Here is a 16,625-nt window from a genome sequence, read left to right as displayed (position 1 = left end):
ATGCGTCAGCAATTTCGAGTTCTTCAAGATACGGCTTCACTTGCCGCGTTCGGCACGATTCTCTTGGCCACGGCACCGGCATGGGCGGCTGGCTCGAACATGCCGTGGGAACAGCCGCTCAATCAGATACTGCAATCGGTAGAAGGCCCCGTCGCCAAGATCATCGCCGTCATCATCATCGTCGTGACCGGGCTGACGCTCGCGTTCGGAGATTCGTCGGGTGGTTTCCGCAGACTGATCCAGATCGTGTTCGGTCTGTCGATTGCGTTCGCTGCCTCGAGCTTCTTCCTATCGTTCTTCTCCTTCGGTGGCGGCGTGGTGATTTGATGGATGAACCTGTCGTCGGCTTCCTTGTGCCCGTTCACCGTGCTCTGACCGAACCAATCCTGATGGGTGGAGCACCCCGGTCGGTCGCGATTGTCAACGGCACGCTTGCCGCGGCTCTTGGTCTTGGATTGCGGCTCTGGATCGCGGGCCTCGTCCTCTGGTTCCTCGGCCATATGGCCGCCGTCTGGGCCGCCAAGCGCGATTCAGCCTTTGTCGATGTGGTGCGCCGACATCTGCGCATTCCCGGTCATCTCAACGCCTGAGCCCTTGGTCATGATGAATCTCGCTGAATATCGCAATTCCAATGCCCGGCTCGCCGACTTCCTACCTTGGGCAGCTCTCGTCGACGAGGGAATTATCTTGAACAAGGATGGCTCGTTCCAGCGGACAGCAAAGTTCCGTGGGCCTGACCTCGACAGCGCCGTGCCGGCTGAACTCGTCGCCGTCGCCGGCCGTTTGAACAATGCTTTGCGGCGGCTAGGCTCAGGCTGGGCGGTGTTCGTTGAGGCGCAGCGCCACTTTGCGGGTGCGTACCCGCCGAACACCTTTCCGGATGTCGCCTCAGCGCTGGTCGATGCCGAACGCAAAGCTCAGTTTGAAGAGGCGGGCGCCCACTATGAGTCCAGCTATTTCCTGACCTTCCTCTATCTACCGCCCGAGGAGGGGGCCGCGAGAGCAGAAAGATTGCTCTATGAGGGCGGCGATCGCGCCGTTGGAGCCGACGCGCGCGAGCTGCTTCGTGGATTTGTCGATCAGACCAATCGCGTGCTGCAACTCGTTGAAGGATTCATGCCCGAATGTGCATGGCTCGATGATCAGGACACGTTGACCTACCTGCACTCAACGATTTCGACCAAGCGTCATCGCGTTCGAGTGCCGGAAATCCCCATGTACATCGATGCGCTGTTGGCCGATCAGCCGCTGACCGGCGGGCTCGAGCCGATGCTGGGGTCGGCCAACCTCCGGGTTCTGACGATCGTCGGCTTTCCGGGCGGGACGACGCCGGGGATTCTGGACGACCTGAATCGCCTCGCATTCTCGTATCGCTGGTCGACCCGCGCGATCATGCTCGACAAGACTGATGCCACGAAGCTGCTGACCAAGATTCGCCGCCAATGGTTCGCCAAGAGAAAGTCCATCGGCGCCATTCTCAAGGAGGTCATGACCAACGAGGCGTCGACGCTGCTTGATACCGACGCTCACAACAAGGCGCTGGACGCCGATGCGGCGTTGCAGGAACTCGGTTCGGATCAGATTGGGCAAGCCTTTGTCACGGCGACCATCACCGTGTGGGACGGCAATCCCCATGCTGCCGATGAAAAGCTCCGCCTGGTCGAGAAGGTCATTCAGGGCCGCGATTTTACCTGCATGATCGAGACGGTGAACGCCGTGGAAGCCTGGCTCGGCAGTCTACCCGGCCATGTCTACGCCAACGTGCGGCAGCCGCCGATTTCGACCCTCAACCTCGCCCATATGATTCCGATGTCGGCCGTATGGGCGGGTGAGACGAGGGATTTGCACTTCAAGGGGGCGCCCCTCCTGTTCGGTAAGACCGAGGGATCGACCCCGTTCCGATTCTCCCTCCACGTCGGCGATGTCGGCCATACCCTCGTGGTGGGACCGACGGGCGCCGGTAAATCCGTGTTGCTGGCGCTGATGGCGTTGCAGTTCCGCCGCTACCCGGGTGCTCAGGTCTTTGCGTTCGATTTTGGCGGCTCGATCCGGGCGGCCGCGCTCGCCATGGCCGGCGACTGGCATGATCTCGGCGGTGCATTGTCCGATGGAGGCGACCAACTCGTTGCGTTGCAGCCGCTGGCGTGGATCGACGACCCTTCCGAGCGCGGATGGGCCACAGAATGGATCGGCGCGATCCTTGCACGCGAAAAGATCGAGATCACGCCGGAGGTCAAGGATCATCTGTGGTCGGCTCTGACGTCGCTCGCCTCGGCACCCATGCAGGAGCGCACCCTGACGGGCCTGTCGGTCCTGCTGCAATCGAACTCCCTGAAACGTGCGCTGCAACCCTATTGCCTGGGCGGTCCGTCCGGACACCTGCTTGATGCCGAACAGGAGCGCCTCGGCGAGGCCTCGGTCCAGGCGTTTGAAACTGAAGGGTTGATCGGAACGAGTGCGGCCCCGGCCGTGCTGGCTTACTTGTTCCATCGTATCGGGGACCGCCTCGACGGCCGGCCGACCCTCCTGATTGTCGATGAAGGCTGGCTTGCACTCGACGACGAGGATTTTGCGGGCCAACTCCGCGAATGGTTGAAGACCCTTCGGAAGAAAAACGCATCCGTCATTTTCGCCACCCAGTCGCTTTCGGACATTGACGGCTCGGCGATCGCGCCGGCGATCATCGAAAGCTGTCCGACGCGCCTGTTGCTGCCAAACGAGCGGGCGATCGAGCCGCAGATTACCGCCATCTATCGCCGCTTTGGCCTCAACGACCGGCAAATCGCGCTTCTGAGCCGGGCAACCCCGAAGCGCGACTACTACTGTCAATCGCGTCGCGGCAACCGCATGTTCGAACTAGGCCTTGGTGATGTCGCGCTCGCATTTACGGCCGCCTCTTCCAAGACAGACCAGGCTGCAATCGCGCAGCTTCTCGCCGAACATGGACCTGACGGGTTCGTGCCGGCCTGGCTCCAGCACCGGGGCGTCGCCTGGGCCGTAGACTTGATCCCCAATCTTGCAAATCTGGAGAAATCGCTATGAGGCGTCTTGGCCTATTGGCAGCCGCTGGCACCATTGCGCTGGTGCTTGGCGTCGCGGTGCCCGCACGGGCGCTCATCGTCTTTGATCCCAACAACTACGTTCAGAATGTTCTGACCGCCGCGCGGGAGCTCCAGCAGATCAACAACCAGATCACCTCGTTGCAGAACGAGGCGCAGATGTTGATCAACCAAGCAAGGAATCTGGCAAACCTACCGTATTCATCGCTGCAGCAACTGCAATCGTCGATCCAGCGGACCCAGCAATTGCTGAGCCAAGCCCAGCGGATCGCCTACGACGTTCAGCAGATCGATCGCGCGTTCTCGACAAGCTACGCGCCGGTTACCGGAAGCCAGTCCAGCCAATTGCTGATCACAAACGCTCAATCGCGGTGGCAAAATACTTACGCAGCAACGCAAGACGCGCTCCGGGTCCAGGCTGGCATCGTTGGCAACCTCGATACCAATCGCATCCAAACCTCCGCGCTCGTCAGCTCAAGCCAAGGCGCCAGCGGTGCCTTGCAGGCAACGCAGGCCGGCAATCAAATTCTCGCGCTGAGCGCGCAGCAGCTCGCCGACCTCACCGCAGTCATAACCGCACAAAGTCGAGCGCAGAGTCTTGAAGCGGCGCAACGCGCCGCGGCCCAAGACCAGGGCCGAGAGCAGCTCCGACGGTTCTTGACGCCGGGCCAGGGCTATCAATCCCAAGACGTGCGGATGTTCCATCAATGACTGACGTAAACGCATTCAAGGCCTTGTCGCTGCTTACGACAATCGGCGTATTGGTCGTCGCTGCCTGCACAATTCAGCTTCGCGGTGGCAACGGTTCTCCGCCGCTGCCGGAGAAAGCGCAGACGACAGGTGCAACCAATTCCGACCTGGTACGCTGCCGCGGTGTCACCTCGGAGGAAACGGCGGGTTATCGGCATTGTAAGCAGGTTTGGGACGAGAACCGGCGTCGTTTCTTTGGCAGGAGGGATGACGCCGCAGTTGCTGGCCAGGATGATTCCGCCGCGAATTTAGCGCCCGCCCCAAAGGATCAGAGCCGCTTCGTGCATGGATATCCGCCCCTGGCAACACCTGAGGCGAGCAAGCCATGACTGGTACCGGGATTATCGACCAGTTCCTGGAAACGTTTACGCGCTATATCGATAACGGCTTCGGGCTGCTGGGTAGCGATGTCGGATATCTCGCGACGACCCTTGCCGCAATCGACATTACGCTCGCCGCATTGTTCTGGAGTTGGGGAACGGACGAAGACATTATCGCGCGCCTCGTCAAGAAGACGCTCTTCGTCGGCGTCTTTGCCTACCTCATCAGCAATTGGAACAGCCTCGCACGCATCGTCTTCGAAAGCTTTGCCGGTCTTGGGCTGAAAGCGTCCGGCTCGAGCTTATCTGCGTCGGATTTCCTGCGACCAGGGAAGATCGCTCAAGTCGGCCTCGACGCCGGCCGACCGCTCCTCGATTCGATTTCGAACCTGATGGGTTACATCAGTTTCTTCGAGAATTTCGTCCAGATCGTCGTTCTCCTGTTCGCCTGGGTCGTGGTGCTGCTCGCCTTCTTCATTCTGGCGGTCCAGCTCTTCGTGACCCTGGTCGAGTTCAAACTGACGACGCTGGCGGGCTTCGTGCTCATTCCTTTCGGCTTGTTTGGCAAGACCGCGTTCGCGGCAGAGCGGGTGTTGGGCAATGTCATGTCATCTGGAATCAAGGTCCTGGTTCTGGCCGTCATCCTCGGCATTGGATCGACCCTGTTCTCTCAGTTCACTTCTGGCTTTGCTGGCGGCCAGCCGACCATCGAAGACGCGATGACGCTGGTCCTTGCGGCGCTCTCATTGCTCGGCCTCGGTATCTTCGGCCCGGGAATCGCAAACGGCCTGGTCTCTGGCGGACCGCAGCTCGGCGCCGGTGCCGCGGCCGGTACGGGACTTGCCGCTGGAGGTGTCGTTGCCGTCGGTGCAGGCCTCGCCGCCGGCGGTGCTAGTCTCGCTGGCGGCGCGATTGCAGGCGCCGCGCGCGGTGGCGGTGCCGTCTTGAGTGGAGCATCCGCGGCCTATCGAAGTGGCGGCCTTGCTGGCGTCGCGGAGGCGGGGGCTTCGGCAGCCATGAGCCCGTTGCGCCGTGCAGCGGCTACGCTCGGCGGCGGTGGGCAAGCGGGCGAGCAAGCCGCAAGCACTTCGGCAGAAGGGAAAGCGCAGCCCGATTGGGCGCGGCGCATGAAAAGTGCCCATACCATTCGGCATAGTGCGTCGACAGCCGGCCGCGCGGTCCGCTCTGGCGACCACGCTGGCAGCGGCTCCTCCGTGGACTTGTCCGAAGGAGAGCGCTGACACGCGGTAAGCGCCTTACCACACACCGCGGGCCGATGCTTCAATCCGGACACCGCACGACCCGTAACCGATCACTTGATCTCAAGGGGGCAGTTATCAATGTTCAAACGACCATCCGTTCACTACGGGCGCATGCCCACGCCGATCACGCCTTACCAAAAGGCTGCGCAGGTTTGGGACGAACGCATTGGGTCTGCCCGCGTGCAGGCCAAAAACTGGCGCTTGATGGCGTTCGGCTGTTTGATGCTGTCCGCCGGGCTTGCCGGGGGCCTAGTCTGGCATTCCAGCCGAGGATCGATCACGCCTTGGGTGGTTGAAGTCGATCATCTTGGTCAGGCCCAGAGGGTTGCGCCCGCCAACATTGACTATCAGCCGACCGACGCGCAGATCGCCTACCACCTCGCGCGCTTTATCGAGGATGTCAGAGGCCTGCCCTTGGACGGTATTGTTCTGCGCCAGAACTGGCTTCGGGCCTACGATTTTACGACCGATCGTGGGGCGGCAGCACTCAATGACTATGCGCGCAACAATGACCCCTTTGCCAAGTTGGGCAAGGTGCAGATCTCCGTGGACGTCTCAAGCGTCATTCGCGCGTCGTCTGAAAGCTTTCGGATCGCATGGATCCAACGAACCTACGACAACGGCTCGTTGAGTTCGACCGAGCGCTGGACTGCAATTCTCACGATCGTGATCGAGACGCCGCGCGACGCCGAGCGCCTGCGCAAGAATCCGCTCGGCATCTACGTCCACGCCATTAACTGGTCAAAGGAGTTGAGTCAGTGACCAAGACGCCGTCCACCGCTCATTCGAAGCGTCCTATCCTGCTCAGCAGGCCCAATTCGCCTTGGTCCGAGTTCGTGACCTCGAATCGAGCAATTCTGTCCACTCTCCTGCTTTGTTCATCGGCGCTCGGCGGGTGTGCAACCTACATTCCGCCGCAGATCGGTTATGACGCGGAAGTCCCTCCGTTGCCCGCGTCTCCAGCGCCTCTCGATGAGACATCGCGACCGCTTCACGTTCCACCGCTCTGGAAGCCGGCGCTCGGCGGCAAGTCGGGAGGAAAAGAAGAGCCCGAACCTGTGAGCCGGGTTGAGACGGCAAACAGCGCGGCCCGCATCGAACCGCGCAAGCGGGGGTATTTCAATGCAGCGCAAATCTACGCTTACAGTCCCGGGGCACTTTATCAGATTTACGCCGCACCGGGGCAGATCACGGATATTGCGCTTGAGGAAGGAGAGCAGTTGACCGGATCCGGACCGATCGCGGCTGGCGACACCGTCCGCTGGGTCGTGGGCGATACTGAGAGCGGGAGTGGCGATACACGGCGGGTCCATATCCTGGTCAAGCCGACCCGCGCATCGATCGAAACCAATCTTGTCATCAATACCGACCGGCGCACCTACCTGATAGAGCTTCGCTCCCGTGAGCGACCATACATGCCATCCGTCGCCTGGTACTATCCGGAAACCGTGCGCGAACGATCGCGTTCAGTTGCCCTGAGACCCGTTCTTCCGGATCAGGCGCACCGCATCGCGCGCTACGCGATTGAAGGGGACAGCCCGCCCTGGCGACCGGTCGCTGCATATGACGATGGCCGCAAGGTCTATGTCGAATTCCCGCAAGGGATAGTGCAAGGTGAGATGCCGCCGCTGTTCGCCATCGGACCAGACGGCAAGACCGAACTCGTAAATTATCGCGCCTACGGCAACGTGTTGATTGTCGACCGGCTGTTTGCAGCGGCCGAACTCCGGCTCGGCGGCGAGCATCCGATGAAGGTCAGGATTGTCAGGACTGACGGGAGGCCGTCGTCATGAATACCTCAAATGGAAACGAACACGAACGAGCCATTCCGCCGCAGACACAAGGCCGGCAATCCAGCAGCTTTCGGTTGAGGGCAGAGCGTCCGCGTGTGACGCGGTTGTCCCGGAAAGTCCTGGCGGGAGGGAGTGCTGTTGCATTGCTCGTTATCGGCGGAGCCGTTTTGTGGTCACTGCAGAATAATCGTCCGCGAAACCAAGCGGCCGATGAGTCCTACAGCACCGACCATCACAACGTTGCCGATGGCATTACCACGCTGCCGAAGGACTACACCGGCGTTCCACATCAACCGATACCGCAGCTTGGTCCGCCCCTTCCTGGGGACCTCGGTCGACCGATCCTCGCGGCTCAGGGGCAGTCGCCGACGATCGGCGGTGATCCGGACCAACAGCGCCGGGACCAGGAGACCGAAGCAGCCCGTATCAGCCATTTATTTGCTTCGAGCAGCGGGAGAGAAATGCGGCCGACCTCAGCTACCGCTGCGGCAAGCGACCGCGTCCTGCCACCGAGCTCAACCAGCACCAGCGGCGACGGATCTGCGCAGAGCGGTCAAGATACGAAACTCGCTTTCGTGAACGCATCCGTAGATCGTCGCACAGTGAGTCCTGACCGCATCACTAAGCCAGCTTCGCCATATCTGTTGCAGGCCGGCACTGTGATTCCCGGTGCACTGATCACGGGAATCAGATCGGACCTTCCAGGTCAGGTCACGGCGCAGGTGACAGAGAATCTCTACGATACTCCTACCGGACGGTTCTTGCTTGTGCCCCAGGGGGCCCGCTTGATCGGCATCTATGACAGCCAGGTCACCTTCGGCCAGTCCCGCGTGCTGCTGGTTTGGACCCGTCTGATCATGCCCAACGGTCGCTCGATCGTACTAGAGCGACAGCCTGGTGCGGACAACGCAGGTTATGCAGGTCTAGAAGACCAAGTCGACAATCATTGGGGCGAGTTGTTTAAGGCAGCCGCCCTATCGACCTTTCTTGCTGTCGGAACAGAGCTTGGCTCCGGCTCCGACACGAACAGCAACGACAGCGCAATTATTCAGGCGTTGCGGCACGGTGCAGGGGATTCGTTGAACCAAACTGGCCAGCAAGTCGTGCGGCGCAGTCTCAACATCCAGCCGACATTGACCATCCGTCCAGGTTTTCCGGTTCGGGTGATTGTCAACCGCGATCTTCAGCTCGAACCATACAAAGGATGATGCCGTGCCAAAGCTTAGAATCTCGGAAATTCCCAGTGACAGGCCTGTCAGAGTAACTGTCGAATTGCCCGCTGCGGTTCATCGCGATCTTCTCGCGTACGCGGAAGCGCTAGCGCGTGAGACCGCTCAGGCGATTGATCCACTTAAACTGATTGCGCCGATGCTCGGGCGCTTTATGGCCACTGATCGTGGTTTCACGAAACTAAGACGTTTATCTCAGGCACGCGATACGAGCGTTGGATAGCGTTCGGTTTGCAAGCCAATAAGTCGAGCATCGTCTTCGTTCTCTGGTAAGCGCTAAGCCAGAACCCTTGCTTCGGGATCTGGATAGCCGTGCGAAGAAGCCTCCGGGTTGGACGGAGGTTTGGGATGGGATTGGACAGCAAAAAGGACGTCCATTTAGACGGCTCATCTGCGGGGTCGGTGAGCCGGCTGGAGATCCTCGAAGGGCCGTCAGGACGTCGTGTGCGTTCGGAAGCTGAGAGAGCTCGGATCGCTGCCGAGAGTCTGTTACCCGGTGCTCAGGTGTCCGAGGTGGCGCGCAAGCACGGAGCGACGCGCTGGCAGATCTACGATTGGCGACGGCGGTTTCGACAGCGAGGTATGTTGCCGCCGTGCGAGGCGTCCCCGCCGACATTTGCTCCGCTGGTCGTGGACCATGCGTTGGAGGAGCGTCAGGCTCCGGCGATCAAGCTTGAGATCGCCATCGGTGATGTCGTGCTGCGGACGGATACGGCCATAGATGCTGACGAGCTATCCCGGGTGATCCGTGCGGTGCGAGCGTCACGATGATCGCGGCCGGTGCTGATCTGAAGATTTACGTTGCCACGCGGCCGATCGACTTCCGCTGTGGCCACGATGGGCTTGCGACGAAGGTGCAGGAGATGCTTCATCTCGACCCGTTCAGCGGCGCAGCCTTCGTGTTCCGCTCGAAGCGAGCGGACCGGATCAAGATTTTGGTCTGGGATCGAACGGGCCTGGTGTTGGTGCACAAGCGCCTCGAAGGTTGCAAGTTTGTTTGGCCAACGATCGCGGACGGCGTGATGCGGATATCGCCGGCGATGTTCGCGGCCTTGTTCGAAGGGCTGGATTGGAGATTGGTCCGCCCGGAAGAAGCACGGCGCCCGCAGGCGGCGGGATAACTGCGGCAGAATGACTCGGCAGTTATATTGAACGTGGTACACGCGGCGGCGATGTGCTCGAAATAGCGCATGAGCATCGCGGCGCTGCGCGACGAAAACGAACACCTTAAGGCGCTATTGGCGCAAACGCAGGCGGCCTTGAGCGAGCATCAGGGGGCACTGGCGGCGTCGGAAGAAGCCCGACGCCGGCTGGAGGTCATTCTCGGCGAATTACGACGCGACAGGTTCGGCGCGAAATCCGAGAAGCTGCGACCAGATCAGTATCATTTGCCGCTCGAAGACGTGGAGATCGCGCAAGGCATCCTGGATGCCGCGCAGGAGAGAGCCGAGGCGGTGATCCAGGGCCGGTCACGGAACGCGACGGATCAAAGCTCTCATCGCAATCGCGGCTGCTTGCCTGCCCATTTGCCGCGGGTGGAGCGGGTCATCGAGCCTGCGAGCACGCTCTGCCCGTGCGGTTGCGGCGCCATGACGAAGATCGGCGAAGACGTCAGCCAGCGCCTTGACGTGATCCCGGCGCAATGGCGCGTGCTGGTCACGCGCCGCCCGAAATACATCTGTCGCCGCTGCTCGGGCCCCGTCGTGCAGGCGCATGCACCGGAGCACGTCGTGCCCGGCGGGCTGCCGACCGAAGCGGCCATCGCGCACGTGATCGTCTCCAAATTTGGCGACCATACGCCTTTTTACCGTCAGGCCGAGATCTATGCGCGCCAGGGCATCCGGCTTGATCGGACGACACTGGGCAACTGGTCGGGCCGCGCCTGCTTCCATCTTCAGCCCATCGCGGACCACATGCGCCACCACTTGGCCATGGCGGATCGGCTGTTCATGGACGAGACCAAGGCGCCAGTACTCGATCCGGGGCGCGGCCAAACGAAGAAAGGCTACTTCTGGGCGATCGCCTCAGACGACCGCGGCCACAGTGGTCCAAGTCCGCCGATCGTGCTGTTCCGATATGCCCCCGGTCGCAGCGGTGCCTTTGCTGAGCAGTTCCTGAACGGCTTTGGCGGACACTACCTGCAATGCGACGCCTATGACGGGTATGACCGGTTGAACGAAGTCGTTCGACCGCAAGGGCCGTGGACGCTCGTGCATTGCTGGAGCCATTTGCGCCGGCGCTTCGTCAAATTGGTACGCAACAGCAAGTCGCCGATCGCCGAAGCTGCCGTTCGGCACATCGCGCAGCTTTACGCCATCGAAGCCATGGTGCGCGGCTCATCGCCGGACATCCGGCTGGCCGCGCGCAAGGAGCACTCGCTGCCCATGGTAGCCGCGCTAAAGTCGTGGTTCGAGAAACAGCTGTCGATGATCTCCAGCGGTTCGACACTCGCCGAGGACATCCGCTATGCACTGAATCATTGGCAGGGGCTGACCCGCTTCCTCGAAGACGGACGTCTCGAGCTCGACACCAACCCGGTCGAGAACGCGATCCGGCCAATCTGCCTGACCAGGAAAAACGCTCTCTTCGCAGGACATGAAATCGGGGCAGAAAACTGGGCCTTGCTCGCGTCGATCATCGCCACCTGCAAGCTCAATTACGTCAACCCGGTAGCCTACATCGCCGAAACACTTGAGGCGATCATCGACGGCCATCCCCATAGCAGAATCGGCGACCTCATGCCGTGGCGCTTCCGCAAGGCGTCAAGCCAGCCTCAATAGGGCCCCGGCCGAGCGCTTACGTTCTCTGCTCCCCAGCAAGCGAACCAGTGATTCGATTGGAGCCTGTCTCATCCGCAGCTCGCGGTAGACAAGTCCGGTGAAACTCGCTCGGTGTCTAAACCAAGCCGATCTCGAATCCTTGCTGTCGAGCCCTTTGATGGTGTCGCAGCTGATGTCATGCCGTTAGAGCGGCAGACGATCTCCTGGAAGCGAAGGTTTCCACGTCAAGAGATACTCAAGCGACGATTTGCCGACGATTCAGGTGCCCTTGATGACCCTCTCGGTGCATATCGCGCGAATTCGGTATTCGGATCGGCGAAGGCACTGGCGCGTGCGGGAGAGATCGTATCGCATTGGAGATCGGGAGATAAAGATGGCCGGAGTAGGCGGCGCCATGATCGCGGCCAATGAGGATGTTGCCGAGGCCGAGAAGACAGCGCGCCGATCGTCCCTGTCCGAACTTGAAAAGCATGCAGTCTCCACCCCACACGCATCGCAATGTATCGCTCAGGGGAGCTAGAACGCTGGGCGTCCGATTGCGAGAGCGGCAGGCGCGATGTCGTTCTCGCCCGAACCCGCCGAGAGCGCGACAAGTTTGCATATTTCCTCCACCTCGTCGTGTTTCCTACAAGCTTATCTGCCAAGCGCGGGTCTTGCGATGATCTGATGACCCATCAAGGACATTTATGGGGCCATCAGTCGAGCGAGAGAGAATTCGAACGAGGGTTCGTCGACTGCCATGGACCTATAGACAATCAAGCGAAGCCCTCTGGACGGGACCCCGGTTTCGCGCCGCGGGCGAAGGCCATTGGTATCGATACCGACAATTTTGTTCGACTCCGCCATCGCCGCACACCGCATTCCGTTACTCTGGCTCCTGCAAACAATTAGCTCCGCATTCTTGCGTGAGTCTCAATTGGTCCACGAAACCTTCAGAGAAGAAGTGTAGGAAGGCTAGCGATGACCAATGTTGAGGGATCAAGGGATGTATTTCGTTGCGTTCGCTTCGGTTACGGCAGCGGACGTTTTGCTGTCTTGTGAATTGTCGCAAGAGATGATCGAGAGGGCCGTTTTCTGCTGTCTGTCTGTTTCGTACGCCGTTCGGAGCCCGAGGCCTCCGCAGAGAGGGCAGCGGTAGCGCTTAGCTCTTCGAGGGGGAACGCCTCCCTCAAATCGAAAAAGCCATCAAACGAAAGCTTTGTTACGAATAGCGTTGAAGCCAGGACGTGTATGCTATTAAACGCTAACGCGAAAATTGTTTGCATGGTCACGTGCATATATTGGCTCGGCGTTCACCCAACCAGATTCTATCCAGCCAGCACAAGCAGATGATAGAGTTGTGAGATTGAGGGGCACTCAAATGGTCGACTCCGAATTGGCTGCCATGTTGCGTGCGGTCCTGGATGAGGTTTGTGAAGGTGTATCCCGTCACGAAATCGGCATCCGAACCCACGTCGCGTGTAAACTCCTCGAAGCAGCCACGCGTGGAGAGACATCGGTCGATGTCCTCAGGAAAATCGGCCAAGCGGCGTTGACCGGAGCGCCCACGATGTGGCGGTAACAAGTGGTTCTGATCGACGCCGCTTTCCAAGAAGTTTGTACAATGGCGTGTGGGCAACAAGGTGCATTTGTACATTCTGTGCAGAACGTTCGCCTTAAATCAGATCTCAATTCGGCCAGCTGGGCGCTTTCCTCGCCGACATGAGAGGGGCCGTGAGGCAGTGTGGATCTTAAGGAGCCCTTTTGGGCGCAAATTAGATTCAAGACGCTTCTTTTTTGGAGCGGCCTCGGGTGTGATGGATCGTTTGGTGTTGAGCGACGCGGCTCGGAAGCGAATGGCGCCGCTGATCATAGGCCGGCCGGATCAGAAAGGATCGACCGGGCGAGACAACCGAATGTTTTTGATCGCGCGTACCGTTCTCCCTGACCCGATCTTCCTGAGGCCTTCGGAGACTGGAATACTGTATTTCGGCGCTTGAGCCAATGGTGCAACCGGTCGTTTGGTAGCGGATAGAGACGCTCGCAGAAAGAACCATGACCCGGCAGTGGTCACGTTTGTCGATCGGGGCTCTAATCGTGCCAGCGATTGAGGGGTGGACGACTAGATCGTCGTTGGCGGCCTCATTTTCACCAGGGCAATCACTCCATCGACAAACGCTCTTGATCATATGGAAGTTGCCGCTGATCACACGCACTTCCTTGCCGCTCATATCCATCGGAAAATAGGACTTGATCCGCCGTCCTTGATCGTCGTTCAGCCTGAACGGGTGCATTGTATCGCCGTTGCCCGAAGCTCATCGCAGAGGAAGCAGCAAGCGATCAGCCGACAATGATCTTTCTGCGGTATCGACCGAGCAAGATGTTAGACATACTGCACCAATTTGAGGTAATCATCTGTGAGAACAGGTGAACCGATGGAAGAAGCTGCATCTTGGAGAAAGGCATTCAGAGTCCGGCTGGCGCGAATGCAGCCCTCGAAAGATTGCCGTGTCGGCGCGCGAGTGCGGAGAGTTGCTAACTCGGAACGGACTAGGTCAGCTGCTGCTGCGGCACAATCTGAAGGGAAGAAGCCATCAGCAGACATAATAGCTTGTGCCAGTCCTAGCGTGGTGAGCCAACCCGCATAGATTAGCACGGCGCCGTCTGTCTCGTTCAGTCCGGAAAGTTCCTCCATCATAGCAGCATGGACTTGCGCCGCACCAAGAGACAGAAAAAGATCGGCTATCTCGTCACGTGTGGCTCTAGAGAGAAGGCAACGGCCGAGATGCGACAGAAGCGCCTCGGTCGGGCCTTCGAAGATGCGTAGAATGCGAGCGTCTCGATAGATTTTAGCGACGGGTGTTCCCTCATCGTAACCACGGCCACCTAACAGTTGGACGCACTGATCTGCGACGAGGCCGCACCATTCCGAGGACAAAACCTTCGTTGCCGAAGCAAGGTGGACGTTGGGCGCACCCTGCGCTGAGACAATTCGGCAGGATGCACCCAGCATTGCCTTCACTACTTCCCGCCGGAGTACCATCCGCTCCAATAGTTGCGCGATATAGCTGTTCTCAATCATGCGCAGCTTACCAAGTCGGCGATGGCGTGCATATGAGGCTGCGACCTGGAGGGCGCGCTCAAGGGCTCCAAGGCCCATGGCAGCCACACCGATACGTCCGCGGTTCATACTAGATGTTGCTGCCCCCCAGCCATCTTGATCGCGAGAGAGCACGTAAGCGCTCGGCACCTCGACATCCTGAAACTCCAGTGTATTTTGAATGATGCCGCGTAGACCGAGTGTGCGATGCTCGTGTGTAACCTTTAGGCCCGGAGCCTGTCTATCAACTAGTACGGCAACGAGCCGGCCTTTCGCATCGGGACCAGAGGCTCGCGCAAAGCAAACGATCCAGCGAGCCCAATCGGCGAGACCTATCCAAATTTTGCGGCCAGAGATGCGAACTCTATCTTCGTGCATGAAAGCCGAAGCCTCGATATGCCGCGGGGCAGAACCAGCTTGAGGCTCCGTCAACGCGAACGCGCAAAGGTCGCCGCGTGTTGCACGGGACATGACGTGCCTCTGTTCAGGGATGTGCGGCGCCGCTTCGATGCAGGGCAAGGCCAGAAAGTTATGAATGACGAGGGTAGAGGCAGCCGAGATGTCGAAGGATGCAGTAGCGGAGATGAGGTCGATGGCCTCTTGCAAGGAAAGAGCTATTCCGCCGTGCTCTGCTGGCGTAGTGATCCCGAACAGTCCATGCCTTGCGAATATGGTGTGTAGTGTCGGAGGGAATGCTCGACGGTCATCCGCGTCTGCGAAATTCAATTGACTCAGATCATCGATTAAACTGGAATATAGGTTAGGTGCGCGACGACCGTCAGGTGTGCGTTCCCTTGCTTCCCCGAATAGGCGGTGAACTTGAGTGGACATAGCCTCGCTCGAACTATCTAGATAGTATAACGCCATATGATTGCGCTCGCGATCGTGCCAGTCATCCTCGGGGATAACTCGATTACACACCGGTATAGCGGGATGCGCGCGTAGCGTAAGGTGCGCGTCCGAGGATGGCCGCACAACGGCTCCGCGCGCATAAGGGAGGAACTATGGTCGCTGAGACGTTCAGGCGGCTGCGACGGACTTCTTATCGGAGGTGTTTTCAACCGAGCGCAGGCGTTTTCCATTCCTGGGAAGGCAACTCTGCAGGTGTAGCGCAGGCAGATCGGCGATGGGCGGCGGGGGGCTGGCTTGCGGGTCAGCGTCGTTCAAATGTGCGGTGGTGAGACGCGTCAGCAATAGCAGTGCGCTCCGCCCCGCGCCGAGGCAAGAGTCCAGTTGTGCCTTCCAACAGCGATGCCGCGCATGTTCGTTCCGTAGGGTTTCTCGTTAATGGTCAGGCAGAGTCTGCCGTCCTCAAGGAAGTGGGCGAAGTCGGCCCAGTGCTTGACATCTAGTCGATCAGCTCTCTGAACCTCAGAGGATCGCGAGAGCACTTCGCGTCGAATCCTGTATCATCCGTGCAGCTTCTTCCATCTGCAAACCTTAGTATAGGTTTTTCAACCCGTTCTATATCGCCTGCTTACCTCTGTAGAATTGAGCCACCCGTCTGGTTTTTGTATTGTCGGATTCGAAGCTGGATCTCCGAAGGCGGTCAGTGATCGGCAAAAGCCCAAGCTAACTCGATTTTGTTGCGAGCCATTGAGGCATGAGGACAGAGTTAAATGGATACACGTGAGCCCGGGTCCGCGCTGGAGGTCCATCAGCGTATTGTTTCGTTCCTTCAGAAGCCAGATCCTGTGATCTTGGACATAGGCAGCTACGACGGAACTGACTCGTTACGTTTTCTTCAGCTTTGTCCAGAAGCTCATATCTACTGCTTCGAGCCGGATCCCCGTGCGATCGCTCGCTTCAAGAAAAACATTGGTTTCAATCTCGAGAAGATTCGTCTATTCGAGGTCGCGATTAGCGACAAGAATGGTAGCGTCGACTTCCATCCAAGCAACGGAGATAGAGAAGCAAAGGATTGGGCTCTTTCTGGATCGATACGGCGACCCAAGAATCATCTTACCGAGTATGATTGGGTACGGTTCGATAGCCCGATATCGGTTGAAACGCGACGCCTGGATGACTGGTGCGCCGAGGCCAAGCTGAACAAAATTGATTTGATCTGGATGGATGTGCAAGGAGCGGAGGCTGATGTCTTCGCTGGCGGCAGGCAGATCTTAAATAATACGCGCTTCATCTACACCGAATACAGCGACAAGGAGCTTTACGAAGGTCAGCTGAGCCTTCAGGCCATGCTCAAGCTTCTACCTTCATTCGAAATGGTCGCTCAATATCCTCGCGAAGTAGAGGGTGATGTGTTGCTCAGGAACAAGAGCCTTTAGAGCAACCGAGTCCGCTTCCCTCACGCTACAGGCGTTAGCCGCAGTCCCCGCATTGATGATAGGGCGGT

15 protein-coding genes and 1 pseudogene are annotated in these 16,625 nt (G+C 59.2%); 15 read left to right on the top strand and 1 reads right to left on the bottom strand.

The genetic code is table 11. From position 1 onward, the window contains the following. From QA639_RS35565 to QA639_RS35495, 14 genes and pseudogenes are all read left to right on the top strand, one after another. Window positions 1-327: a TrbC/VirB2 family type IV secretion system protein gene (locus QA639_RS35565; protein ID WP_074124994.1), complete on the top strand. Its 327-nt coding sequence runs from the start codon at window positions 1-3 to the stop codon at window positions 325-327. Continuing rightward, window positions 327-590 (top strand): VirB3 family type IV secretion system protein, encoded by a 264-nt coding sequence (locus QA639_RS35560; RefSeq protein ID WP_283088495.1) that lies wholly within the window; start codon window positions 327-329, stop codon window positions 588-590. Before QA639_RS35565 ends, QA639_RS35560 begins: the two co-directional genes overlap by 1 nt. Window positions 591-600: 10 nt before the next feature. Further along, window positions 601-3,042 carry a conjugal transfer protein TrbE gene (gene trbE / locus QA639_RS35555; RefSeq protein ID WP_283088494.1) on the top strand — a complete coding sequence of 814 codons (2,442 nt, stop codon included), beginning with the start codon at window positions 601-603 and terminating at the stop codon, window positions 3,040-3,042. Further along, window positions 3,039-3,770, top strand: a complete 732-nt coding sequence (trbJ, locus tag QA639_RS35550; RefSeq protein WP_283088493.1) for a P-type conjugative transfer protein TrbJ — start codon at window positions 3,039-3,041, stop codon at window positions 3,768-3,770. Before trbE ends, trbJ begins: the two co-directional genes overlap by 4 nt. Next, a complete protein-coding gene (trbK-alt, locus tag QA639_RS35545; protein ID WP_283088492.1) occupies window positions 3,767-4,138 on the top strand; it encodes a putative entry exclusion protein TrbK-alt in 372 nt (123 codons plus the stop codon). The genes trbJ and trbK-alt overlap by 4 nt, the downstream gene beginning before the upstream one ends. After that, window positions 4,135-5,370, top strand: coding sequence for a P-type conjugative transfer protein TrbL (gene trbL / locus QA639_RS35540; RefSeq protein ID WP_283088491.1), 1,236 nt, complete (start codon window positions 4,135-4,137; stop codon window positions 5,368-5,370). Before trbK-alt ends, trbL begins: the two co-directional genes overlap by 4 nt. A gap of 99 nt (window positions 5,371-5,469) precedes the next feature. Next, window positions 5,470-6,153, top strand: a complete 684-nt coding sequence (trbF, locus tag QA639_RS35535) for a conjugal transfer protein TrbF (protein ID WP_283088490.1) — start codon at window positions 5,470-5,472, stop codon at window positions 6,151-6,153. Then, the gene (gene trbG / locus QA639_RS35530; protein WP_283088489.1) at window positions 6,150-7,184 is read left to right on the top strand and encodes a P-type conjugative transfer protein TrbG; all 1,035 of its coding nucleotides are present in this window, start codon (window positions 6,150-6,152) and stop codon (window positions 7,182-7,184) included. Before trbF ends, trbG begins: the two co-directional genes overlap by 4 nt. Then, window positions 7,181-8,392, top strand: a complete 1,212-nt coding sequence (locus QA639_RS35525) for a TraB/TrbI/VirB10 family type IV secretion system protein (RefSeq protein ID WP_283088488.1) — start codon at window positions 7,181-7,183, stop codon at window positions 8,390-8,392. Before trbG ends, QA639_RS35525 begins: the two co-directional genes overlap by 4 nt. Window positions 8,393-8,396: 4 nt before the next feature. Then, window positions 8,397-8,636, top strand: a complete 240-nt coding sequence (locus QA639_RS35520) for a DUF2274 domain-containing protein (RefSeq protein ID WP_283088487.1) — start codon at window positions 8,397-8,399, stop codon at window positions 8,634-8,636. Between the two features lie 125 nt (window positions 8,637-8,761). Next, entirely contained in the window at window positions 8,762-9,184 is a 423-nt protein-coding gene (tnpA, locus tag QA639_RS35515) for an IS66-like element accessory protein TnpA (RefSeq protein WP_283088336.1), read from the top strand. After that, window positions 9,181-9,534 carry an IS66 family insertion sequence element accessory protein TnpB gene (gene tnpB, locus QA639_RS35510; protein ID WP_283088335.1) on the top strand — a complete coding sequence of 118 codons (354 nt, stop codon included), beginning with the start codon at window positions 9,181-9,183 and terminating at the stop codon, window positions 9,532-9,534. The genes tnpA and tnpB overlap by 4 nt, the downstream gene beginning before the upstream one ends. Window positions 9,535-9,603: 69 nt before the next feature. Beyond that, on the top strand, window positions 9,604-11,193 hold the full coding sequence (gene tnpC, locus QA639_RS35505; RefSeq protein WP_283088334.1) for an IS66 family transposase: 1,590 nt from the start codon (window positions 9,604-9,606) through the stop codon (window positions 11,191-11,193). Between the two features lie 1,796 nt (window positions 11,194-12,989). Continuing rightward, window positions 12,990-13,180: pseudogene (locus tag QA639_RS35495) on the top strand (IS5/IS1182 family transposase); the annotation flags it as partial. A gap of 375 nt (window positions 13,181-13,555) precedes the next feature. Here the strand turns inward: QA639_RS35495 and QA639_RS35490 are convergent. Next, the gene (locus tag QA639_RS35490; RefSeq protein WP_283088485.1) at window positions 13,556-15,103 is read right to left on the bottom strand and encodes an acyl-CoA dehydrogenase family protein; all 1,548 of its coding nucleotides are present in this window, start codon (window positions 15,101-15,103) and stop codon (window positions 13,556-13,558) included. A gap of 788 nt (window positions 15,104-15,891) precedes the next feature. Here QA639_RS35490 and QA639_RS35485 point away from each other — a divergent pair. Further along, a complete protein-coding gene (locus tag QA639_RS35485) occupies window positions 15,892-16,557 on the top strand; it encodes an FkbM family methyltransferase (protein WP_283088484.1) in 666 nt (221 codons plus the stop codon). Window positions 16,558-16,625 lie beyond the last annotated feature (68 nt).

Source organism: Bradyrhizobium pachyrhizi (genome assembly GCF_029714545.1).
Taxonomy (GTDB): domain Bacteria; phylum Pseudomonadota; class Alphaproteobacteria; order Rhizobiales; family Xanthobacteraceae; genus Bradyrhizobium; species Bradyrhizobium pachyrhizi.
This window is presented reverse-complemented; position numbering and strand designations above follow the sequence as displayed.